Source organism: Streptomyces sp. NPDC053541, from assembly GCF_044544705.1.
GTDB lineage: Bacteria > Actinomycetota > Actinomycetes > Streptomycetales > Streptomycetaceae > Streptomyces.
The window spans coordinates 161,162-183,948 of record NZ_JBITXM010000006.1 but is presented as its reverse complement, the minus strand read 5'-3'; the positions used below and the strand labels follow the sequence as shown (position 1 = coordinate 183,948).

Below are 22,787 nucleotides of genomic sequence, written 5' to 3'. Positions count from 1 at the left end.
AACATGTCTAGACTGCGTCACATGCCAGCCCAGTCGCGACCGCCGCGCCCCCCGTCCCGCCGCCGGAGCTACGACCAGTACTGCGCCGCAGCGCGCGCCCTCGACGCGGTCGGCGACCGGTGGACCCTGCTGATCGTCCGCGAACTCCTCGCCGGGCCGCGCCGCTACACCGACCTGCACGCCGACCTCCCCGGCGTCAGCACCGACATGCTCGCCGGGCGGCTCAAGGACATGGAGGGCAACGACCTGGTGAGCCGCCGCAAGCTGCCGCCGCCGGTCTCCGCGTACGTCTACGAACTCACCGACCGCGGCCGCGAACTGCTGCCCGTGCTGCGCGCCCTGGCCGCCTGGGGCGCACCGGCCCTCGGCGAGCCGCGCCCCACCGACGCCGTCCGCGCCCACTGGTTCGCCGTCCCGCTGCTCGACGCCCTCGCGGGGCTCGGCGCGAAGGTCGTCCATGTCGCCCTGGACCAGGGGGAGTTCCACGTACGGTGCGGGGAGGACGGCCGGTTCGCGTACGGGGACGGGCCGGCCGCCGACGCGGAGGTGCGGCTGCGCACCGACGTCGCCACCTGCCGGGAGCTCGCGGAGGGCGGACTGACCCTCGCGGAGGCGGTCGAGTCGGGGCGGGCGGAGCTGAGCGAAGAGGTGTCCGCCGGGCGCGCGTAGGCGGTTTCCCCGTCGCCGAGGGCCGGGCCCCGGACAGCCGGGAGGACAGACCCCAGGCCCGGTCAGGGGCGGGGGGAGGCGGCCGGGTCGCCGCTCGGCTCGCTCGCCTCACTCGCCCCGCTTGCGTCGCTCGGGTTGCCCGGGTTGCCCGGGTCGTTCGGCCCGCCCGGGTCGTTCGGCGCCGGATGGGCCGCCAGGGCGGCGGCGAGGCGGTCCCGGGCCGCCGTCTGGGCCGCGATCCGCGCCTCCAGGACCGCGAGCCGCTCCCGGGCGATGGCCAGACCGCGCGGCGACGGCGCCGCCGCGGGCACGTTCCCGTCCAGGCAGGGCTCGAACGCCGCCACGTCCTCCAGGGTCAGCCCCGCGGCGAGCAGATGGCGGATGTTCGCCACCCGCACCACCGCCGTCTCCTCGTACACCCGGTAGCCGTTGGCGGCGCGCGCCGAGGAGATCAGCCCCGCCGCCTCGTAGTGCCGCAGCGCGCGGGCCGTCGTGCCGGTCCGCCGGGCCAGTTCACCGATCCGCAAGCCCCCACCTCCGCACGCCTTCGTACCACGCGCCGGGGGCCGCCGACTCAGGTGACCAGCGCACCCCCGTCGACGGGGAGCACCGTGCCGGTCAGATAGGAGGCGTCCGGCGAGGCGAGGGACGTGATCGCCCAGGCCACCTCCTCCGGCCGCCCGATCCGCCCCAGCGGGGTGTGCGCCGCCTGCCACGCGCGCACGGCGCGGCGCCGCTCCGGCGTCAGGCCGGCGTGCTCGCCGATCGGCGTCTCGATCGCGCCGGGCGCGACCGCCACCACCCGGATCCCGCGCGGCGCCAGCTCCAGCGCCCAGCAGCGGGTCAGGGTCTCCAGGGCGCTCTTGGTCGCCGGGTAGAACGAGTTGTTCGGCCAGCCGCGCTGCCCGATCGTCGTCGTCACATTGACGACCACCCCGCCGCCGGACGCGGCCAGCGCGTCGAGCGCGGCCTGCGTCAGCAGTACCGGGGCGAGCAGGTTGGTCTCCACGAGCGGGCCCAGCACCGCCCGGTCGAGGCTGCCGAGCGGGCCGCCGGTGGCGATGCCCGCGTTGTTGACGAGGACGTCGAGCCGCCCGTACGTGTCGAGGGCGGCGCGCACGATCGCCGCGGGCGCGTCGGGGTCGGTGACGTCGGCGACGAGCGGGCGGACCGACGGGAGGCCGGCGGCCGTCTCGTCGAGCGGCCCCGGGCGCCGCCCCACGGCGAGGACGGTCGCGCCCTGCCGGGCGAAGGCCCGTGCGGCGGCCCGCCCGATGCCGGTGCCGGCGCCGGTCACGACGACGACGCGCCGGGCGCCGGGGTCGTTCGCGTGGTTCGTGCCGAGGTCGTTGTCGTGGTTCATGGGAAGAGCCTCGAACCCTGCCGCCAGCGGCAAGGTCAAGCCCGGGCACCGGAATCCTGCACGGCGCCCGTCGGCGCCCGGCGGCGCCGGTACGGCAGGATGGGACGGATGCGATTCCAAGCGATCAGCTGGGAGCGGCTGGCCGACACCGTGGCCGACCGCCTCGACCGGGCGGAGCCCGGGGACGGCAGCGACTGGCTCAAGGTGGGCGTCGACGGCGCCCCGGCCGCGCCGGGCGGGGAGTTCGCCGAGCGCGTGGCGGCGGTGCTGCGGCTGCGCGGGCGCTCGGTGCTGGTCGTCGCGACCGACGGCTTCCTGCGCCCCCGTTCGCTGCGGTTCGAGCACGGCAAGCAGGACCCCGACGCGTACTACTCCGACTGGTACGACACGGGCGCGCTGTGGCGCGAGGTGTTCGGCCCGCTGGAGCCGGGCGGCAGCGGGCGGGTGCTGCCCGACCTGTGGAACCCGGTCACCGACCGCGCCACCCGCAGCCCCGCCGTGCCCCTGCCGCCGGGCGGCGTCCTGCTGCTGCACGGCCCGTTCCTGCTCGGCCACTGGTACCCCTTCGACCTGAAGCTCCACCTCCGCCTGTCCCCGGGCGCGCTGGCCCGCCGCACCGAACAGTCCTGGACGCTGCCCGCGTTCGCGCGGTACGAGTCGGAGGTGGGCCCCGCCGACGCCGCCGACGCCGTCATCCGCGCGGACGACGCCCGCCGCCCGGCCTGGACGGGGTGGCGGGACCGCTAGGGCCGGTCCGGCGGATCATGGCCGGGTTCGCGACTCCCCCGGGGCTTCGCCCGGGTGGGGGTGCCCCCGGTGGAGCCTGGGGGAGTGCCCCCGGTGCCGTGCCTCGTCGTGTTGTCGCCGGTCGCCGATGGCCCGCTGGGTATCGCCCGGGGCACCCCCATCGCATCGCTTCCGCCCCCTCGGCCTGGCGGCCGGGGAGGCGCCCCCGCCTCCGCCTTGCGATGCTTCCCCTGGGCCTTGGTGGGCTTGGGGAGGCCCCGGCCCTGGGCCCTGGCGGGCCTAGGGAGATCCCAGCCTTGGGCCTGGTGGGCCTGGGGAGGCCCCGGCCCTGGGCCCTGGCGGGCTCGGGGAGGCCCCGACCCTCGGCCCTGGTGGGCCTGGGGAGGCCCCGACCCTAGGCCTGGCGGGCTCGGGGAGGCCCCGACCCTCGGCCCTGGCGGGCCCGGGGAGCCCCCATGCACCGGACGCCGCTCTCCACCCGTCGTCCTTCGGGCACGGGAGGTGCCCCCAGATCCGGCCTGATCCGAAAGAGGCGACCTTCGGACCTGCCCGCGTGTGTCAGACCGTCGCTTCCGCGACGGCGCCCGGCTGCGGCCGGGTCCGCATGCCCCAGCGGGCAAGGGCGGGGCCGGTGGCGCCCAGTGCCGCGAAGAACAGCGCCAGCAGCAGCCACCCCGTCGTGCCGAGGCCCAGCACCACCGTGGTGAGGATCGCGGGGGCGAGGGCCTGGCCCGCGTTGAAGCCGAGGCCGAGGACGCCCTGGTACTGGCCCTGGGCGTGGTCGGGGGCGAGACCGAAACCCAGGGCGAAGCACGCCGAGGACTCCCAGACCTCGCCCAGGCTGTGGACGAAGACCGCCGCCAGGACCAGTCCCGCCGCGCCCCAGACGGGGGCGTACGCCGCCAGCGCCATCATCGGGCAGCTGAGGAGGAAGAGCAGTCCCGCCGTGCGGAACGCCCTGCCGCCGTCGTACGGGCTCTCGATGCGCGAGCCGATCCGGGTCTGCATCAGGACGCAGAAGGCGGAGTTGACCCCGAACAGGGCGGCCACCGCCCAGCGCGGGGTCGCGGTGTGCTCGGCGATCCAGATCGGCAGGAGCAGCGAGACCACCGGGTACTGGAGCCCCATCGCCCCGTAGAGGGCGGTGAACGCCAGGAACGGACGGTCCGCGAAGACCAGCCAGCGCCGCTGCCGCGGCGGGGCCGGCAGCACCGGATAGCGGGGCAGCAGGAGCAGCAGCACCGCGCACAGGGCGAAGCTCGCCGCGTTGCCGAGGATCAGCGTGACGTAGGCGGCGCGGGTGCCCGCGGCCAGCGCCAGTCCGGCGCCCACCGTTCCCAGGATGACGCCCAGGTTGACGAAGGTGCGCAGCTTCGCCCGGAACCTGGCCGGGCGCTCGCCCCCGACCCGGGCCACCAGCGCCCCCCAGGCCGCCCCGCCGACCGCCGCGGCGATCTGGTCGACCGTCGCGATGATCGTGAGCGCGGCCCAGCTCTCGACGAGGACGAGGGCCGCCATCGACACCGCCTGGACCGCGAGGGCCACCATCATGATCACGCGTGCGCCGCGCCGGTCGGCGAGATGGCCCCCGGGTATCCCCGCACACAGGCCGATCACCCCGGCGATGGTGAGCGCGCCGCCGACCTGCGCCGCGGGCAGGCCCACGACCAGGGTGAAGTAGAGCGCCGACGCCGCGTTGAACAGACCGTTGCCGACCCGGTTGACGAAACTGGCGGCGACCAGCACGCGCTCCGGCCCGCTGTCCCCGGCCATCCGGCCCATGCGCCCCAGCACGTCACCCTTGATCATGGTGCGCAGGCTAACAGCGAGTCCGAACTGGCCGCGGTGGTACGGGAATCGGGGTCACCCCGGGCCCGCGCCGCCGGGGCGGCCGCCCACCGTCGTCACCGCCCGGGCCCCGGCCGCGCAGCCCGCCGCGGCCGCGCGCGTGGGGGAGGCGCCGGTGTGGAGGGCGGCGAGGAAGGCGCCGGTGAAGGCGTCGCCGGCGCCCGTGGTGTCGAGCGGGACGGCCGCCGGGGAGGGCACGCGGGCGGTGACCCGTCCGCCGGCGGCGAGGACGGCACCGGCGGCGCCGAGGGTGACGGCGACCAGGGGGTAGTGCCGGCTCAGCGCGGCAGCGGCCCCGGCCGGGTCCCGGTGGCCGGTCAGGAAGCGCGCCTCGTCGGCGTTGGGCAGCAGACAGGCGGCCCCGGCCGTCGCCGCGAGGAAGGCCTCGGCGCCGAGACCGGCGAGGAAGCCGGCCGATGCGGGGTCCACGCTCACCGGGACGCCCGCCGCGCGCGCCTCGCGCAGCACCAGGGCGGCGGTGGCGCGGCTCTGCCCGGCGAAGAAGAGGTAGCCGGACAGGTGCACGCGGGCGACCCCGTCCAGGAAATCCGGTGACCAGTCGCCGGGCGCGAGGCGCAGCGCCGCCCCGCTGTCCGTGAGGAAGGTGCGCTCGGCGTCCGCCCCGACCAGGGCGATCACCGTCGCCGTCGGCGCCTCCGGGTCCCGTACGAGCAGCGGCCGGACGCCCGCCGCGCGCAGCGCCCGCTCGTGCCAGGTGGCCGCGTCGGTGCCGATCCGGGCCAGGAGCCGCACGTCGGCGCAGCCCGAACGCGCCGCCCAGCACGCCACGTTCGCCCCCGCCCCGCCGGGCAGCGTGCGGATCCGGGCCGCCGTGTCGGTGCCCACCGCGAGCGGCTCCCCGTGCCGGGCGACCACGTCCGTGACGACGTCCCCGACCACGAGCAGCGCCCCCCGCTCCGGCCGGGACCCGGACCCGGACCCGGCTCCCGTCCCCCTCACGCCGGCTCGCGGTCGGCGGCGGCGATGCGGGCGGCGAGCGCGACGTTGCCCCGTACCGCCGCCAGGTTGGCCTCCAGGGACGCGCCCTCCGTGTGGACCGTCAGGTATTCGAGGAGGAACGGCGTCACGGCCTGTCCCGTGATGCCCTTCTCGCGCGCCGCCGCCAGGCCCGAGGCGAGGACCCGGTCGTGCAGGGCCGGGTCCAGCTGCTGCCCGGGCGGGACGGGGTTGGCGACGATCAGGGCGCCGCGCGGACCGCCGAGCTCGTCCCGGGCGCGCATCACCCGGGCCGCCTCCGCCGGGGTGCGCACGGTCCAGTCCACGCGCTCGCCGGAGGAGGACAGGTAGAAGCCGGGGAACGTCTCCGTGCCGTAGCCGAGCACGGTCACCCCGAGGGTCTCCAGACGCTGCAGGGTGGCCGGCACGTCGAGGATGGACTTCACGCCCGCGCACACCACGGTGACGCCGACCTCGGCGAGGAGCCGCAGGTCCGCCGACTCGTCCTGGGTCTCGGTCCATTCCCGGTGCACCCCGCCGAGGCCGCCGGTCGCGAACACCCGCAGGCCCGCGGACTCGGCCAGCCAGGCGGTCGCCGAGACCGTCGTCGCGCCCGAGGCGCCGCTCGCGAGCGCCGGCGCCAGATCGCGGTGGCCGAGCTTGCGCACCGAGGGGTCCTCGGCGATCCGGGCGAGCGCGGCGGCGTCGAGGCCGATCCGGGCGACCCCGTCCAGCACCGCGATCGTCGCCGGCACCGCCCCGCCCTCCCGGACCAGGTCCTCCAGCTCCCGGGCCACCGCCAGGTTGCGCGGCCGCGGCAGACCGTGGGCGATGATCGTCGACTCGAGCGCGACGACCGGGCGCCCCGCGTCGAGCGCCTCACGTACCTCTTCGGACACCTGTGTGGACATGGAGGATCTCTGGCGCGGCGCCGCGCCCCGCAAACCTCGCCGTCGGAGACGGCCGCCGGACCCGGCGCACTTCAGCCACAGGGCGGCAGCGCGGGCAGCCGGGCCGCGTCCACCACCCGGATCACCGGGCGCGCGCCGGGGGTCTTGGCGTTGCCGACGCTGTACGCGAGGGCCAGCGCGTTCCCGGAGGCGGCGGCGTAGCCGTACGGGGGAGTGATCCGCGCGTACGAACCCGAGGCGGAACCCGAACCCGAGGCGGGACTCGAACCCAAGACGGAACCCGAGCCCTGGCCCGGTCCCGAGCCCGAGCCCTGGCCCGGTCCCGAACCCGATCCCGGGCCCGAACCCGCGTCGGCGGCGGGGCCGCCCGGGCTCCCGAGGTCGAGGGCGTACGAGGTCTCCGGCGTGCGCCAGGTGACGAGCCGGCCCGCGATCCGCAGCTGGTCCATGCCGTCCACGGCCGGGGAGGCGGTCACGGCGGCGAACGGCCGGGCCTCGCCCGGGCGCCAGACCATCAGCCGGGGCGCGGTCTCGCCCGCCACCCACGCCCACGTGGTGCCGTCGGACACCAGGGCGCGCACGTCGCGCAGGGCGGCGATCGGCGCGGGCAGCGCGGCCGGGCGCCCGTCGGTCAGGGCGACCGCCACCGGCCGGGTGTGCCCGCCGGCCGCCTCCCGCCACACCAGCAGGCCGCCCGCCGCGAACGGCGTGTCCAGGACCGCCGTGCGCCACGCGCGCGTGGGCCCGCCGGCGGCCGGTGCGGCGAACACCGTGGCCCGGCCTCCGCCCGTGCCCTGTGCCCAGACCACGGTGCCGTCCCGGACCACGGGGCGCGGCAGCGGACCCGGCCGGTCGGCGCGGGCGAGCCGCCGGGTCCTGCCGGTCGCCGCGTCCCACACGTACAGGCTCCACGGGCTGTCGAGGGTCCGGCCCTCCAGGACCGCGAAGGCGGCCCAGCGGCGCCCGTCGTGGTCGGCCGCGAGCAGCTGGTGCTCGACGGGATCGGCGAACCGCAGCAGGGTGCGCGGCGCGCCCCCGCGGCCCGGTACCAGCGCCGCCCGCCGCCCGCCCCCGGATCCGGTGCCGCCCCCGGTGAGCTGGAGGGCGGTCCAGCCGGGGCCGGTGTCCACCAGGACGGCGCGCTGCCCGGCGGGCGCCCGGTACTCGCCGGCCGCGAAGGCCCGCTGCCAGGACTCCGGCAGCGGCACCTCGCAGGCCGCGGCGGCCCGCACCGCGGCCCGGGGTGCCGGGCGGTCCGCGGGCCGGTCCGGCGGCGGGCCGTCCCCCCGCCCGGCCCCCGGCGAGCACCCCGCGAGGAGGGCGCCCGCCAGGAGCAGGGCCGAGGCGCGCGACCGGCGGGTCCCGGAGCTACCAGACGTAGCCACGGCCGCCCATGATCGTGGTCAGGGTGTCGGAGGAGATGTGCGCGGACTTGGGGACCGGACCCGCCCAGGAGATGACGCTGGTGCTCACCCCGCCGACCGGGTCCAGGTAGTTCACCTCGGCGGCGGCGGTGTCCGTGTTGTAGCCGTCGATCGCGACCCAGTGGAAGATCTCGATGTTGGGGTGCCCCACCAGGTGCGGCCCGCCGGGCACCTCCCAGGCGTTGCCGGCGATGGCGTAGTCGTTGTCGGTGTTGTGCGTGATGTGCTGCCTGAAGGCGGTCTTGTCGGTCGCGGTGGGGGTGTACGGCAGTGCCTTGGGCACGTAACCGGCGCCGGGCAGGCGGTAGTTCAGCGCGTCGACCATGGGATAGCCGGTGGGCGAGGGCACGTTGATGTCGATCCCGTACCAGGCCGTGCCCGACGTGGTCGTCTTCAGCAGGGTCGCCGCGTCCCGCTGCGAACGCCCGGCGACCTCGTCGTGCGCGGACTGGGTGATGACCAGGGTGGCCGGGCCGCACCAGTACGAGGTCTGCTGCGACTGGTGGATCGCGCCGGACAGCTTGTACCCGGCGAGCGCGGCCGAGGCGCCCGTCGCGGCCGGTGCGCCCGGTGCGCCCAGGGTGCCGGTGGCGTCGGGGACGGTCAGGGCGCCGCGGGCGCGCGCCTCCGCGTACGCTCTCGCGGCCGCGGCCTGCTTGGTCGCGGCGAGCCGGAGCTGGTCCGGCGTCAGGCGCTGTGGCCCGAGGGTGTCGTGGGCGGCCTTGTAGGCGGCGCCGGGGGCGGGTTCGGGACGGGATCCCGCGGCCGTGGCGGCGGGCGCGGCCGTGACGGCGGTGAGCAGGGCCGCCGCGCCGAGGACGGCGGCACGGAGCAGGGTGGGGGTGGCCGACATCGCACTCTCCTGTCCGGGAGTGAGGGGGGAGGGTGAGCCCGTGGGGGAGTGGCTCGGGGGGAGTGTGACGCCCCGGCACCCGCACTGCCAGGGGGCGCGACGTGATCCCCCGGACCAACATTGGCTCCACCAAAGGCGCCGCTCCGGACCAGCGGCGACGCCCGGCGGCGCCGTCCGTCCGGCGGCGGGTTTCCGGGGTTTCGGCACGGCCCCCGGGCTTGCGGACCCTCACGCGCGCGTGGGCACGCCTGCGGAATCGGTGCCCGGCGGCCCCTCCGCGATCGCCCGGAGCGCCCCTTGGCGCACGGGTGCGCCGCAAACCCCCCGTACGGATTCCGTCGTGCCCGGCGGGGTGACGAAGGGCCAGGTCGGAGGGGGGAACGGAGGGAGGGATTCCAGCAACTCCCGGGGGCGGAACGGCGCCCGGGCCCCGCTACAGTCACCGCCCATGACCACTCACGCGCAGCCCTCCTTCGCCGTCCACATCCCCGACGCCGAGCTCGAACCGGAGCCGCTCGACCCCGCGCAGATCGTCTCCGGCGCGCCCGAGGTGACCGGCAAGGTCCTGTGGGAGTCCGCCGACGGCAAGCAGCTGCGCGGCATCTGGCAGATCACCCCCGGCGTGGTCACCGACACCGAGGCCAACGAACTCTTCGTCGTCGTCAGCGGGCGCGCCACGGTCGCCGTCGAGGGCGGCGCGACGCTGGAGATCGGCCCCGGCGACGCCTGTGTGCTGCGCGAGGGCGACCGAACGACCTGGACCGTGCACGAGACCCTGCGCAAGGCGTACCACATCACCCTCTGAGTCCCCCCGCGGCCGAGGCCGCCCGATCCGCCCGGCCCGCCCGCGGCCTGTGAACGGCCCTTCTCCCGAGGGTCGTTCACAGGTCTGGTAGGAAACCTTCCTATCCGCTAACCTCGCGGGCGGCGGCTTGGCGCGGCGCCCGTCGTCCCGACCCCGGGACCCGGGCGTGACGCGCTCAGCGAGAGCTCTGACCCGGCCGCCGTGCACCGCGGCACGCCCCGTGGCGCCCCATCGCCGCGCGGACCGGACCACGGTGTCCGCACCGCAGTCCAGCTCTCGCCGTCCCCCAGGCAAGGGAGCCCCAGGTATGCGCCTGTACGCCTCCGCCCCACCTCGCCGCACCACCGCCCCGACCCTTCTCCTCACCGCCCTCGCCGCCGCACTGCTCCTGGTCGGCGGACTCCTGGTGTTCGCGCCCGACCGGGCCGCCGCCGCGGACCCGCTGCTCTCCCGCGGCAAGCCCGCCACGGCCTCCTCGATCGAGGACACCGGCTTCGAACCCGCCAAGGCCTTCGACGGAGACCCGGCCACCCGCTGGGCCAGCACCGAGGGCGTCGACCCGCAGTGGATCCGCGTCGACCTCGGCGCGCCCGTGACCGTCTCGCGCGTCAAGCTGCTCTGGGAGGTCGCCTACGCCGAGTCCTACCGCGTGGAGATCTCCGCCGACGGCAGCACCTGGACCCGGCTCGCCGCCGAGACCGCCGGCAACGGCGGCACCGACGACTGGACCGGACTGACCGGAAAGGGCCGCTACCTCAGGGTCTACGGCACCGAGCGCGGCACCCCGTACGGCTACTCCCTCTACGAGGTGGAGGTCTACGGCACGCCCGACACCACCACCCCGCCCACCACTCCGCCGCCCACCACCACCCCGCCCGGCACCGGCGCCTTCACCGTCGTCGCGGCCGGTGACATCGCCGCCCAGTGCACGGCCTCCAGCAGCTCCTGCGCCCACCCGAAGACCGCCGCGCAGGCCCAGCGGATCAACCCGAGGTTCTACGTCACGATGGGCGACAACCAGTACGACGACGCCCGCCTGTCCGACTACCGGAACTACTACGACAAGACCTGGGGCGCCTTCAAGGCCAAGACCCGCCCGGTGCCCGGCAACCACGAGACCTACGACCCGGCCGGGCCGCTCGCCGGCTACAAGTCCTACTTCGGCGCCCTCGCCTACCCGCAGGGCGAGCCGTACTACAGCTACGACGAGGGCAACTGGCACTTCATCGCCCTCGACTCCAACTCCTTCGACGACCCCGACCAGATCCAGTGGCTCAAGGACGACCTCGCCCGCACCACCAAGGGCTGCGTCGCCGCCTACTTCCACCACCCGCTCTACTCCTCCGGCGGACACGGCAACGACCCGGTGTCCAAGCCGGTCTGGGACATCCTCTACGGCGCGAAGGCCGACCTCGTCCTCAACGGCCACGACCACCACTACGAGCGCTTCGCCCCGCAGGACCCGGCCGGCCGGGCCACCCCCGACGGCATCGTCGAGATCGTCGGCGGCATGGGCGGCGCCGAGCCGTACCCCATCGAGACCGTCCAGCCCAACAGCCAGAAGCGGATCAGCGGCACCTACGGCGTCCTGAAGCTCGACTTCACCGACACCACCTACACCTGGCAGTACGTCGGCACCGACGGCCAGGTCAAGGACTCCGGCCCCACCTACACCTGCCACTGACCGCCGCCGATGTACCTCGCGACCACCGGTCGCCGGGACGTGCCGCCCGCCCCCACCGGGGCGCGGCGGCGCGTCTCCGCCACCGTCCTCGCCCTCGGCACGGTCAGTCTGGTCACCGACGTCTCGTCCGAGATGGTCACCGCGGTCCTGCCCCTCTACCTGGTGCTCGGCCTCGGTCTCAGCCCGCTCCAGTTCGGCTTCCTGGACGGGCTCTTCAACGGCGCCACCGCCCTCGTCCGGCTGCTCGGCGGCCACGCCGCCGACCGCGGCGGCGGCCACAAACGGGTCGCCGGCCTCGGCTACGCGCTCTCCGCCTGCTCCCGGCTCGGACTGCTCCTCGCCGGCGGCGCGCCGGGGCCGATCGCCGCCGCGCTCGCCGCCGACCGGCTCGGCAAGGGCATCCGCACCGCGCCCCGCGACGCGCTCATCACCCTCGACAGCCCGCCGGACGCCCTCGGACGCGCCTTCGGCGTGCACCGCGCCATGGACACCACCGGCGCGCTGCTCGGCCCGCTCGCCGCCTTCGCGATCCTGTGGGCCACGGCCGACGCGTACGACGCCGTCTTCGTCGTCAGCTTCTGCACCGGGCTGCTCGGGGTCCTCCTGCTCGTCGTCCTCGTCCCCGGCGACCGCGCCGCCCACCGGGCCACCGGCCGCACCGCCGGACGTCCGGCGCGGGCGCGCGTGCGGCCGGAAGGGCCCTCGCCGCTGCGGCTGCCCGCCGTGCGCCGGGTCGCGGCCGCCGCCGCGCTGCTCGGCGCCGCCACCGTCGGCGACGCCTTCCTCTACCTGCTGCTCCAGGAGCGCACCGGACTGGACGCCACCTGGTTCCCCTTCCTGCCGCTCGGCGCCTCGGCCGCGTACCTCCTGCTCGCGGTGCCCGCCGGACGGCTCGCCGACCGCCTGGGCCGCCGGCGCCCCTTCCTGTACGGGCACGGGGCCCTGCTCCTCGCCCTCGGCCTGCTCCTGGCCCCCGTGCCGGGCCCGCTGCTGCTCGCGGGCGTCCCGGTGCTCCTCGGCGTGTACTACGCGGCCACCGACGGCGTCCTGATGGCGCTCGCCGGCCCGCTGCTCCCGCCCGCGCGGCGGGCCGGCGGCCTGGCGCTCGTCCAGACCGCCCAGGCCCTCGCCAAGGTGGCCGCGGCCACCGGCTTCGGCGCCGCCTGGACCCTGTGGGGCCCGCGCCCCGCGCTGCTCCTGGCGCTCGCCGCCCTCACCGCCGCGCTGCTCGGCGCCGGCCGGCTGCTGCCCCGGGAAGAGCCGGGGCCCCGCACCACTCGAAAGGACCCCACATGACCCGGCGCCGACTCTGGGCCCTCGTGCTCGGCTTCCTGCTCCTGGCCGGCGGCGCCACCGCCTACACCGTGCGCGCCGCCGCCGGCCGCGCCGACCACACCGCCGTGGCCGCCGAGGCCGGCTTCGGGCTCGACGGGGCGCCGCCCGGCACCCTCTGGTTCCGCGACACGGCGACCGGACGGGTGGCCCGGCAGGACCCGGCCGCGCCCGGCGGCCGGCTGGCGCTCGGGCCGCGCTGCGACCGCTTCCACGCCGCCGGGCCCACCGCGCTGTGCCTCCAGCGCCGCCCGGGCGTGCCCGCCCGCACGTACGTCCTGGTGCTCGACCGGCAGCTGCGCGAGCGGCAGCGGATCAGCCTGCCCGGCATCCCCAACCGGGCCCGGGTCTCGGCCTCCGGGCAGGTCCTCGCCTGGACCACCTTCGCGACCGGCGACTCGTACAACACCTCGGCCTTCTCCACCCGCACCTCGATCCTCGACCTGCGCACCGGCTATCTGATCAAGAGCATCGAGCAGATCCCGCTCACCCTCGACGGCCGCCGCCACCACGCCCCCGACGTCAACTACTGGGGCGTCAGCTTCGCCGCCGACGACAACCGCTTCTACGCGACCGTCGGCACCCGGGGCCGCACCCACCTCGTCGAGGGCGACCTGCGGACGTGGTCGGCGCGGGCGGTCGCGGAGAACGTCGAGTGCCCCTCGCTCTCCCCGGACGGCACCCGCCTCGCGTACAAGAAGAAGGTCTCCACCGACACCAGCGCCCCCTGGCGCCTCTACGTGCTCGACCTGGCGACCCTGCGCGGGCACCCGCTCGCGGAGACCCGTTCCGTCGACGACCAGGCCGCCTGGACCGGCCCCGGCACGGTCGCCTACGCCCACGACGGCGCCGTGTGGAGCGTGCCCGCCGACGGCACGGGCGCACCCCGGAAGGTGGCGGCCGGCGCGAGCTCCCCGGTGGTGCCCCGGTGAGCCCGGGCGGGGTCAGGCGCGGCGCAGCGCGCCGCGCACCGCGAGCACGGTCATCGGGACCAGCAGCAGGGCGCCGACGAGGTTGAGCCAGCCGTAGCCGGCCTGGGAGACGATCAGGCCGGCGGCGAGGCCGCCGACGCCGGCCGAGGTGTTCATGATGAAGTCGGACAGGCCCTGGACGGCGGCGCGGGCGGCCTGCGGCACCGAGTCGGTGAGCAGCGCCGAACCGGAGACCAGGCCCGCCGACCAGCCGAGGCCCAGCACGAACAGGCCGAGCGCGGTCTGCCCGTGGCTGGGCCCGGCGGTGCCCGCGAGGGCAGCGGCCGTGGTGATCAGCGCCACCGCGAGGCCGATCACGGTGAGCCGGCCGAAGCGGTCGGACAGCCAGCCCATGAGCGGCGAGAAGGCGTACATGCCGGCGATGTGGCCGCTGATCACCAGGCCGATCAGCCGGATCCCGGCGCCGTGGTGCCCGAGCGCGACCGGGGTCATCGACATGATCGACACCATGGCGGTGTGCGAACCGGCGACCGTCACCAGGGCGAGCCGGGCCCTGGACGAGGCCCGCACCGCGCGCATCCCGGCCTTCAGGGAGCGCTCGTCGGCGGCCGTGGCCTCCTCGGGCCCGGCCAGCGCCCGCGCGGTGAGCAGCGGGTCGGGGCGCAGCAGCACCGCCACCATGGCGGCGGCGAGCACGAAGACGCCGGAGGCCCACACGAAGGGGCCGGCGGCGGTCGGGATGCCGAGGCCGGAGACGCTCTCGCCGGCCGGGGCGGCGACGTTGGGGCCGAGGACGGCGCCGATGGTGGTGGCCCACACCACCGTGGAGATGGCCCGGGCCCGGCGGTCCGGCTCGGCCAGGTCCGCGGCGGCGAACCGGGCGGCCAGATTGGCCGAGGAGCCCGCGCCGAAGCCGACCAGGCCGGCCAGGAGGAGCGGGAAGCTGCCGGCGGTGGCCCCGAGGACGGCGACTCCCGCGCCGAGGGCGCCGACCAGATAGGCGAGGACCAGTCCGGCGCGCCGCCCGTGCCGGGCCATCAGCGAGGCGAGCGGCATCGCGAGCAGCGCGGGCCCGGCGACGGTGGCCGTCGACGCGAGCCCCGACAGCGCCTCCGTACCACTGACCTCCTTGGCCAGGACGGCGGAGAGCGCCACGCCGATGGCGATGCCGAGCCCGCCGAGGATCTGGCTGGCGATCAGCACGGCCTGGATCCGGCGCCGCAGGGCGGGCAGCCGGCCGGCGGCGACGGGCGCGGATATCCCCGCGGTCAGCAGGGCGTCAGGGGCGTCTGGGGCTTTGGTCACTTACGCAGTGTGCCAGCCGTCCCACGGAGTGGGAACGCCCAGGGCCGACGAACCCGCCCCCGCGCCCGGCCCCGCCCCCGTCGCCGGCCTGCCCGGACCGCGGAAGCCCGCACGAACGCCCCGCACCCCGTCCGAGGGCCTTGCCCTTCGGGATTCCGCGGCCGGCAACTCAGAACAGCGGCTCCGGCAGCACGCCCTCCAGGGCGAGCAGCTTCCGCTTGGTCTCCAGGCCGCCCCCGAAGCCCCCGATGCCGCCGTCGCTCTCCACCACCCGGTGGCAGGGCACGACCACCGGCAGCGGATTGGCGCCCATCGCCGCGCCGACCGCCTGCGCGGCCGCCGGCTGCCCCACCCGGCGGGCCAGCTCCCCGTACCCCACCACCGCCCCGAAGGGGACGCCGGACGCCAGCTCGCGCAGCACCTGGCGATGGAATCCGGTCACCAGCGACCAGTCCAACTTGACGTCGAAGCTCCGCAGACCTCCGGCGAAATAGGCCGCCAGCTGCCGTATCGGCTCGGCCAGCCGGCCCGTGGCGCACTCCACGGGCTCGCCGCCGAGCGCCCCGGCGAGCCGCTCCAGGGCCCGCTCCCGCACCCGCGCGTCGGCGTGGAAGACCACGCTCACCAGTCCCCGCTCCGTCGCCGCGAGCAGCAGGGGCCCGATGGCACTGGGCACCACCGCCCACTCCACCCGCCCCGGCCCGGTCCCGGCCGCCGTCCCCCGCGTCTCCTGCTCCATGCCGCCCACCGTACGACCCGCCACCGACAACCGGTCCGGACTTTTCCCGGACCCCATGGCCGGACGGCCTCGGCGGACGCCATAATCCGATAGCACTACTCAGCGGTACCGACTGTTTTCGGACGAACGTGGCACCACGGTGGAGGACGGACGCTGATGCAGGGCACGGTCGACGGATTCAGCTACGGAGTGGTCACCCCGGTGGCTGCCTTCCTCATGGCCTGCCTCGGCGGCGCCCTGGGCCTGCGCTGCACCACCAGATCGCTGCGCCACCGCGACACCTTCAAGGCCGGCTGGCTCGCCCTCGGCGCCACCTCCATCGGCACCGGCATCTGGACCATGCACTTCATCGCCATGATGGGCTTCTCCGTCCGGCAGAGCCCGGTCAGCTACGACCGGCCCATCACCTTCGCCAGCCTCGGCGTCGCCGTCCTCATGGTGGGCATCGGCATCTTCATCGTCGGCTACCGCGGCGCCACCGCCCTGACCCTGGTCACCGGCGGCACCATCACCGGCCTCGGCGTCGCCACCATGCACTACCTGGGCATGGCCGGGATGCGGCTGCACGGAGAGATCCAGTACGACACCCTCACCGTCGCCCTCTCCGTGGTCATCGCCGTCGTGGCCGCCACCGCCGCGCTCTGGGCCGCCGTCTCCGTGCACGGCTTCCTCGCCAGCCTCGGCGCCAGCGTCGTCATGGGCCTCGCGGTCAGCGGCATGCACTACACCGCCATGGCCGCCGTCGACGTGCGGCTGCACGGCACCCCCGCCCCCGGCGGCGGCGACACCGCCACCTCGCTCCTGCTGCCCATGCTGATCGGCCCCGGCGTCTTCCTGCTGCTCGCCGCCGTCGTCGTCATGTTCGACCCGCTGCTCGTCATGGGCGAGCCCGACTGGCAGCGCCCCACCGGCCGCCGCGGCCACCCGTACGGCGCCCCCGGCGTGCCCTCCCCGCGCCGCCCCCCGGCCTACGGCGAGCCCGCCAACTGGTCCGCCGCCCGCCCCGCGCCCCGCTCCGCCCGCCGCACCGCCCGCAGCACGTACCGCTCCCAGGACTGGTAGCCGCCCCGCCGGGCCCGCCGCGGGCCGATGACCCCCCGGCTGTCAGTGCCGGGTCGTACGGTGGTGACATGCGGCCCGTTTCCAAGATCGAACGTACGGTGGCGCCCTTCGAGGTCGTCAGCCCCTACCAGCCCAGCGGCGACCAGCCCGCGGCCATCGCCGAGCTCGACCGGCGCATCCGCGCCGGCGAGAAGGACGTCGTGCTGCTCGGCGCCACCGGCACCGGCAAGTCGGCGACCACCGCCTGGATGATCGAGAAGCTCCAGCGCCCCACCCTCGTGATGGCGCCGAACAAGACCCTGGCCGCCCAGCTGGCGAACGAGTTCCGCGAGCTCCTGCCGAACAACGCGGTGGAGTACTTCGTCTCGTACTACGACTACTACCAGCCCGAGGCGTACGTCCCGCAGTCCGACACCTACATCGAGAAGGACTCCTCGATCAACGAGGAGGTCGAGCGGCTGCGCCACTCCGCCACCAACTCGCTGCTCACCCGGCGCGACGTCGTCGTGGTCGCCTCCGTCTCCTGCATCTACGGCCTCGGCACCCCGCAGGAGTACGTGGACCGGATGGTCTCCCTCAAGGTGGGCGACGAGATCGACCGCGACCAGCTGCTGCGCCGCTTCGTCGACATCCAGTACACGCGCAACGACATGGCCTTCGCCCGCGGCACCTTCCGGGTGCGCGGCGACACCATCGAGATCTTCCCGGTGTACGAGGAGCTCGCCGTCCGCATCGAGATGTTCGGCGACGAGATCGAGGCCCTGTCGACCCTCCACCCGCTCACCGGCGAGGTCATCAGCGACGACGAGCAGCTGTACGTCTTCCCCGCCAGCCACTACGTCGCCGGCCCCGAGCGCATGGAGCGCGCGGTCAACGACATCGAGGCCGAGCTCGGACAGCGCCTGGCGGAGCTGGAGAAGCAGGGCAAGCTCCTGGAGGCCCAACGGCTGCGGATGCGCACCACCTACGACATCGAGATGATGCGCCAGATCGGCTCCTGCTCCGGCATCGAGAACTACTCGATGCACTTCGACGGCCGCGAGCCCGGCTCCCCGCCCAACACCCTCCTCGACTACTTCCCCGAGGACTTCCTGCTGGTCATCGACGAGTCGCACGTCACCGTCCCGCAGATCGGCGCCATGTACGAGGGCGACGCCTCCCGCAAGCGCACCCTCGTCGACCACGGCTTCCGGCTCCCCTCGGCGCTCGACAACCGGCCGCTCAAGTGGGAGGAGTTCCAGGAGCGGATCGGCCAGACCGTCTATCTCTCGGCCACCCCCGGCACCTACGAGCTGTCCCGCTCGGACGGCTTCGTCGAGCAGATCATCCGCCCGACCGGCCTCGTCGACCCCGAGGTCGTCGTCAAGCCCACCGAGGGCCAGATCGACGACCTGGTGCACGAGATCCGGCTGCGCACCGAGCGCGACGAGCGGGTCCTCGTCACCACCCTCACCAAGAAGATGGCCGAGGACCTCACGGACTACTTCCTGGAGCTCGGCATCCAGGTGCGCTATCTGCACAGCGACGTCGACACCCTGCGCCGCATCGAGCTGCTGCGCGAGCTGCGCTCCGGGGAGTACGACGTCCTCGTCGGCATCAACCTGCTCCGCGAGGGCCTCGACCTGCCCGAGGTGTCCCTGGTCGCCATCCTCGACGCCGACAAGCAGGGCTTCCTGCGCTCCGGCACCTCGCTCATCCAGACCATCGGCCGCGCCGCCCGCAACGTCTCCGGCCAGGTCCACATGTACGCCGACACCATCACCCCGGCGATGGCACAGGCCATCGACGAGACCAACCGGCGCCGCGAGAAGCAGGTCGCCTACAACCAGGCCCACGGCATCGACCCGCAGCCGCTCCGCAAGAAGATCAACGACATCGTGGCCACCATCGCCCGCGAGGAGATCGACACCGAGGAGCTGCTCGGCACCGGCTACCGCAAGGGCGGGAAGGACGGCAAGGGCGCCAAGGCCCCGGTGCCCTCGCTGGCCGCCCACGCCCCGAAGGCCAAGGCGGGCGCGGCGGGCAAGTCCGGCTCGGCCGGCTCGACCCTGGAGCTCGGCGACCGGCCCGCGGCCGAACTGGCCGGGATCATCGAGGAGATGACCGACCGGATGAAGGCCGCCGCCGCCGAGCTGCAGTTCGAGGTCGCCGCCCGGCTCCGCGACGAGGTGTCCGAACTCAAGAAGGAGCTGCGCCAGATGAAGGAGGCCGGACTGGCCTGACCGCCGCCCCTGCCGGGCCGCCCCGGTGTGTTGCAAGAACGACACAAAACCGGGCCGGTCCGGGCACGGTGTCAGTGCCCCTGCGTAGGGTGCTGCTCACACCGATGAGAGGGGCAGCGCGTGACGGTCAACATGACCAAGGGCCAGGCCATCAGCCTGGAGAAGAGGGACGGCGGCAGCCTGACGTCCGTGCGGATGGGGCTGGGCTGGCAGGCGGCGCCCCGCCGCGGTCTGTTCGGCTCGCGCACCCGCGAGATCGACCTCGACGCCTCCGCCGTCCTCTTCGCCGACAAGCAGCCGGTCGACGTGGTCTTCTTCCGCCACCTCGTCAGCGACGACGGCTCGGTCCGCCACACCGGCGACAACCTGGTCGGCGGCGTCGGCCAGGGCGGCGACGACGAGGCGATCCTGGTGGACCTCCAGCGGGTCCCGGTGCACATCGACCAGATCGTGTTCACCGTGAACTCCTTCACCGGCCAGACCTTCCAGGAGGTGCAGAACGCGTTCTGCCGCCTCGTGGACGAGACCAACGGCCAGGAGCTCGCCCGCTACACGCTCAACGGCGGCGGCCAGTACACCGCCCAGATCATGGCCAAGGTGCACCGGGCCGGCTCCGGCTGGCAGATGACCGCCCTGGGCAACCCGGCCAACGGCCGCACCTTCCAGGACCTGATGCCGAGCATCTTCCCGGTCCTGTAACCCGGCGCCGCCGCGCCCACGTTCACGACGAGAGACGGAAAGCGATGACCGCCGAGCTGGTCCGGGGGCAGAACCACCCCCTGCCCCACACCCGCCTGGAGATCCGGGTCTCGGCCGGTCATCCGGTCCTCGCCGCGGCCGCCCTGGGCGACGAGGAGGGCCGGCTCGCCGGCCCCGAGGCCCTCGTCCACCCGGGCGCCGCCGCGCTGCCCGGGGTCGAGGTGCCCCGGCAGGCCGCCGCCCGGCACCGGCTCGACGTCGACCTGGCGGCGGTGCGCGACACCGTCCACCGGGTCTCCGTGCTGCTCGCCCTGCCCGCCGGCACCGGTGGCCCCACCCGCTTCGGGGCCTCGGCGGCCCCCGTCGTCTCCGTCGGCGCCCCCGATGGCACCGTCATCGCCGACTACACGATCACCGGACTCGACCGCGAGGCCGCGCTGGTCGCCCTGGAGCTCTACCGCCGCCAGGGCGCCTGGAAGGTCCGCGCCGTCGGCCAGGGGTACGAGGGCGGGCTCGCCGCCCTCCTCGCCGACCAGGGCCTCGACCGCGCGGCCGAACTCGCCGGCGCCGTCCTGGAGGCCGCCGCCGAGGGGCAGACCCCGGCGGTGCCCGCGCCCGCCCCGCGGGCCGCGGACGCGGCCGGCCGGGTCCCGGAGAGCGAGGCGGCCCGGCTGACGGCGCCGACCCGGCCCGTGGTCCCGCCCCCGCCGCCGGCCGCGCCCCCGGTGCCGCCGGCCCCCGGCGGTCCCATCGACTACACCCACCCGCGCCGCCGGCAGGGCGAGACCCCCACGGCCGCCGCGGCCGACGGCCCCGCCCCGGACCCGGCCGGCTTCCCGGCCCCGGTCGCAGGCGACGCCACCGGCTGGACCATGGAGGAGCGCCTCTACAACCAGGTCTGGGGCATGTTCGAGGATCTGGCCCGCACCACCGCCGCCTACCGCAGCGCCTGCGACTTCGCCGAGTCCCGCCTCGACCAGGAGCTCGACCGGGTCCTCTCCGACCCGCGCAGCCGCGTCGGCGGCGCCGGGGACACCGCCCGGGCCGCCGCGAAGGCCCGGCACGACGAGCTGACCGCCCGCGCCCAGGAGGCCCTGGACCGCGACCTCGCCCAGCTCACCGCCGAGTCCGAGGTGGTCGAGCCCGCCCTGCCCGCCGCGTACGCCCGCTGGGACAGCCCCGTGTGGCAGGCCTACCGGGTGCCCACCGAGGCGCCGATGGCCGTCCGGCTCGGCGACCTCCACCTGCCCGAGCGCACCGGCCTGCGCATCCCGTTCCTGGCCCGTCTCCCGCTCGCCCGCGGACTGTGGGTGGACTCGGGGCGCGGTCACTCCGAGGCCGCGGCGCTGCTCGACCCGGCCGAGCTGCGCCGGCTCGCCCTGGACAGCGCCGTCGCCCACGCCGTACGGCTGCTCGCCGTGCACCCCGCGGGCACCTTCCGCATCCGGGTCGTCGACGCGGCAGGCGCCGGTGCGAGCGCCTTCGCCCCGCTGGTCGAGTCGGGCGTGCTCGCCGGCCCTCCGGCCGCCGGCGCGGCCGGGGTCCAGGCCGTCCTGAAGCAGCTCACCGAGCGGGTCGACCTGCTGCAGATGGCGGCGCGCGCGGGAGCCGCCGAGGACCTGCCGCCCGGCCTGGACGCGGCCGAGGAGCTGCTGGTGGTGCACGACTTCCCGCACGGCTTCGACGACCGCTCGGTCAACCAGCTGCGCTATCTCGCCGACGAGGGCCCGGCCGTCGGCACCCATCTGCTGCTCATCGCGGACCGGGCCGACGCGGCGGCGTACGGGCCGGTGCTCGACCCGTTGTGGCGCTCGCTGACCCGGCTGACGCCGGTGCCCGACGACCACCTCGCCGACCCGTGGGTGGGGCACGCCTGGACGTACGAGCCGCCGGCCTTCCCGGCGGGCAGCCGGGTGATGCGTCAGGTGCTCGACCAGCTCGGGGACTTCCGCCGACAGTGACCGTAAAGCCTGTCTGACCTGCGCTTTTGGCGTTTCTTTACCCTCCCCTTTACCAATCCTTGGTTCTTCCGGTAATCTTCTCGGCACGGAGGGGAGTACTCCCCATGCGCGGCGTACCCGTCAATACGGACAGGTCGGACACCTGGTCCCGGGGCGCCGGCCCGGTTCACCCGGGTGGAAGAGACCTCCGGCAACGACGAGGCTGCACGGCAGCCGTACGACGCCGGAGGCGCAGTGGACGTTTCGATGACCCTGTGGGTGGTGACCGTTCTCGGTCTGGCCGCCCTGATCGCGGTCGACTTCTTCATCGGGCGCAAGCCCCATGACGTGTCGATCAAGGAAGCGGGCATCTGGACGGGAGTCTGGATCGCCCTCGCCGTGCTCTTCGGCATCGGCCTGATGATCTTCGGTGACGGCAAGGCCTCCGGAGAGTTCTTCGCCGGCTTCATCACCGAGAAGTCGCTCAGCGTCGACAACCTCTTCGTCTTCGTCCTGATCATGGCGAAGTTCTCGGTGCCCTCCCACCTCCAGCAGCGCGTGCTGCTCGTGGGCGTGCTGATCGCCCTGGTGCTCCGCGCGGTCTTCATCGCCGCCGGCGCGGCGATCATCGCCAGCTTCTCCTGGGTCTTCTACCTCTTCGGCGCCTTCCTCATCTACACCGCCTGGAAGCTCATCCAGGAGGCGCGCTCCGACGAGGAGGAGGACGAGTTCGAGGAGAACCGTCTCCTCAAGTCCATCGAGAAGAAGTTCGGCGTCGCCGACCGCTACCACGGCACCAAGCTCTTCATCCGTGACAAGGGCAAGCGGGTGCTGACCCCCCTCATGGTGGTCATGCTCGCCATCGGCACCACCGACGTGCTGTTCGCCCTCGACTCCATCCCGGCGATCTTCGGCCTCACCCAGGACCCGTACATCGTCTTCACCGCCAACGCCTTCGCCCTGATGGGCCTGCGCCAGCTGTACTTCCTCATCGGCGGTCTGCTGAAGAAGCTGGTCCACCTCAGCTACGGCCTGTCGGTGATCCTCGGCTTCATCGGCGTGAAGCTGGTGCTGCACGCGCTGCACGAGTCCGGCGTGCACGTCCCGGAGATCTCGATCCCGTTCTCCCTCGCCGTCATCTGCGGCGTCCTGGTCGTCACGACGATCACGAGCCTGATGGCGACGCGGAAGCAGGCGCGGAACGAGGCGGCCGGGGGCACCGGCCGGGACGAGGCCGAGAAGGCCGGCGTGGAGGCCTGATCCGAGGCACCGACCGCGCGGCCCGAGCGGCCGCG

General features: G+C 75.0%; 20 protein-coding genes. 11 read left to right on the top strand and 9 right to left on the bottom strand.

Annotation, left to right across the window (positions count from 1 at the left end):
* Nucleotides 1-21 precede the first annotated feature (21 nt).
* Complete coding sequence (locus ACIGW2_RS17295) at nt 22-669, top strand: winged helix-turn-helix transcriptional regulator (RefSeq protein WP_399844298.1); 648 nt, start codon at nt 22-24, stop codon at nt 667-669.
* A gap of 62 nt (nt 670-731) precedes the next feature.
* Here ACIGW2_RS17295 and ACIGW2_RS17290 read toward each other — a convergent pair whose 3' ends face one another.
* Both ACIGW2_RS17290 and ACIGW2_RS17285 read right to left on the bottom strand, forming a co-directional pair.
* The gene (locus ACIGW2_RS17290; protein ID WP_399844296.1) at nt 732-1,196 is read right to left on the bottom strand and encodes a MerR family transcriptional regulator; all 465 of its coding nucleotides are present in this window, start codon (nt 1,194-1,196) and stop codon (nt 732-734) included.
* 47 nt (nt 1,197-1,243) lie between these two features.
* The gene (locus ACIGW2_RS17285; protein ID WP_399844294.1) at nt 1,244-2,032 is read right to left on the bottom strand and encodes an SDR family NAD(P)-dependent oxidoreductase; all 789 of its coding nucleotides are present in this window, start codon (nt 2,030-2,032) and stop codon (nt 1,244-1,246) included.
* A 108-nt stretch (nt 2,033-2,140) separates the two neighbouring features.
* On the opposite strand from ACIGW2_RS17285, the gene ACIGW2_RS17280 reads away from it, so the two are divergent.
* Nucleotides 2,141-2,779 (top strand): uridine kinase, encoded by a 639-nt coding sequence (locus ACIGW2_RS17280; RefSeq protein ID WP_361588704.1) that lies wholly within the window; start codon nt 2,141-2,143, stop codon nt 2,777-2,779.
* A 558-nt stretch (nt 2,780-3,337) separates the two neighbouring features.
* On the opposite strand, the gene ACIGW2_RS17275 is transcribed toward ACIGW2_RS17280, so the two are convergent.
* The 5 genes from ACIGW2_RS17275 to ACIGW2_RS17255 all read right to left on the bottom strand — a co-directional run bounded on the left by ACIGW2_RS17275 (nt 3,338) and on the right by ACIGW2_RS17255 (nt 8,772).
* A complete protein-coding gene (locus ACIGW2_RS17275) occupies nt 3,338-4,588 on the bottom strand; it encodes an MFS transporter (RefSeq protein WP_391655232.1) in 1,251 nt (416 codons plus the stop codon).
* 54 nt (nt 4,589-4,642) lie between these two features.
* The gene (locus tag ACIGW2_RS17270; RefSeq protein WP_391655233.1) at nt 4,643-5,527 is read right to left on the bottom strand and encodes a carbohydrate kinase family protein; all 885 of its coding nucleotides are present in this window, start codon (nt 5,525-5,527) and stop codon (nt 4,643-4,645) included.
* Between the two features lie 56 nt (nt 5,528-5,583).
* A complete protein-coding gene (locus ACIGW2_RS17265; protein ID WP_391655234.1) occupies nt 5,584-6,495 on the bottom strand; it encodes a pseudouridine-5'-phosphate glycosidase in 912 nt (303 codons plus the stop codon).
* A 71-nt stretch (nt 6,496-6,566) separates the two neighbouring features.
* Complete coding sequence (locus ACIGW2_RS17260; RefSeq protein ID WP_399844291.1) at nt 6,567-7,880, bottom strand: hypothetical protein; 1,314 nt, start codon at nt 7,878-7,880, stop codon at nt 6,567-6,569.
* Nucleotides 7,864-8,772 (bottom strand): hypothetical protein, encoded by a 909-nt coding sequence (locus ACIGW2_RS17255; RefSeq protein WP_391655236.1) that lies wholly within the window; start codon nt 8,770-8,772, stop codon nt 7,864-7,866. Before ACIGW2_RS17255 ends, ACIGW2_RS17260 begins: the two co-directional genes overlap by 17 nt.
* 448 nt (nt 8,773-9,220) lie before the next feature.
* Between ACIGW2_RS17255 and ACIGW2_RS17250 the strand changes: the two genes are divergently transcribed.
* The 4 genes from ACIGW2_RS17250 to ACIGW2_RS17235 all read left to right on the top strand — a co-directional run bounded on the left by ACIGW2_RS17250 (nt 9,221) and on the right by ACIGW2_RS17235 (nt 13,525).
* On the top strand, nt 9,221-9,577 hold the full coding sequence (locus ACIGW2_RS17250; RefSeq protein ID WP_391655237.1) for a cupin domain-containing protein: 357 nt from the start codon (nt 9,221-9,223) through the stop codon (nt 9,575-9,577).
* 307 nt (nt 9,578-9,884) lie between these two features.
* Nucleotides 9,885-11,261, top strand: coding sequence for a discoidin domain-containing protein (locus ACIGW2_RS17245; RefSeq protein WP_399844288.1), 1,377 nt, complete (start codon nt 9,885-9,887; stop codon nt 11,259-11,261).
* Nucleotides 11,262-11,270: 9 nt separating this feature from the next.
* Nucleotides 11,271-12,557, top strand: coding sequence for an MFS transporter (locus ACIGW2_RS17240; RefSeq protein WP_391655239.1), 1,287 nt, complete (start codon nt 11,271-11,273; stop codon nt 12,555-12,557).
* Nucleotides 12,554-13,525, top strand: a complete 972-nt coding sequence (locus ACIGW2_RS17235) for a hypothetical protein (protein ID WP_391655240.1) — start codon at nt 12,554-12,556, stop codon at nt 13,523-13,525. The genes ACIGW2_RS17240 and ACIGW2_RS17235 overlap by 4 nt, the downstream gene beginning before the upstream one ends.
* Nucleotides 13,526-13,537: 12 nt before the next feature.
* Here the strand turns inward: ACIGW2_RS17235 and ACIGW2_RS17230 are convergent, their stop codons facing one another.
* Nucleotides 13,538-14,830 (bottom strand): MFS transporter, encoded by a 1,293-nt coding sequence (locus ACIGW2_RS17230; protein ID WP_391655241.1) that lies wholly within the window; start codon nt 14,828-14,830, stop codon nt 13,538-13,540.
* A gap of 169 nt (nt 14,831-14,999) precedes the next feature.
* Entirely contained in the window at nt 15,000-15,569 is a 570-nt protein-coding gene (locus tag ACIGW2_RS17225; RefSeq protein WP_361588686.1) for a methylated-DNA--[protein]-cysteine S-methyltransferase, read from the bottom strand.
* A 156-nt stretch (nt 15,570-15,725) separates the two neighbouring features.
* On the opposite strand from ACIGW2_RS17225, the gene ACIGW2_RS17220 reads away from it, so the two are divergent.
* The 5 genes from ACIGW2_RS17220 to ACIGW2_RS17200 all read left to right on the top strand — a co-directional run bounded on the left by ACIGW2_RS17220 (nt 15,726) and on the right by ACIGW2_RS17200 (nt 22,752).
* Nucleotides 15,726-16,631 carry an MHYT domain-containing protein gene (locus ACIGW2_RS17220; RefSeq protein WP_391655242.1) on the top strand — a complete coding sequence of 302 codons (906 nt, stop codon included), beginning with the start codon at nt 15,726-15,728 and terminating at the stop codon, nt 16,629-16,631.
* A 68-nt stretch (nt 16,632-16,699) separates the two neighbouring features.
* On the top strand, nt 16,700-18,853 hold the full coding sequence (uvrB, locus tag ACIGW2_RS17215) for an excinuclease ABC subunit UvrB (protein ID WP_391655243.1): 2,154 nt from the start codon (nt 16,700-16,702) through the stop codon (nt 18,851-18,853).
* Between the two features lie 120 nt (nt 18,854-18,973).
* Nucleotides 18,974-19,552 carry a TerD family protein gene (locus ACIGW2_RS17210; protein WP_356073122.1) on the top strand — a complete coding sequence of 193 codons (579 nt, stop codon included), beginning with the start codon at nt 18,974-18,976 and terminating at the stop codon, nt 19,550-19,552.
* A gap of 44 nt (nt 19,553-19,596) precedes the next feature.
* On the top strand, nt 19,597-21,513 hold the full coding sequence (locus ACIGW2_RS17205; protein ID WP_399844284.1) for a TerD family protein: 1,917 nt from the start codon (nt 19,597-19,599) through the stop codon (nt 21,511-21,513).
* A 234-nt stretch (nt 21,514-21,747) separates the two neighbouring features.
* On the top strand, nt 21,748-22,752 hold the full coding sequence (locus ACIGW2_RS17200) for a TerC family protein (RefSeq protein ID WP_391655245.1): 1,005 nt from the start codon (nt 21,748-21,750) through the stop codon (nt 22,750-22,752).
* Nucleotides 22,753-22,787: the final 35 nt, after the last annotated feature.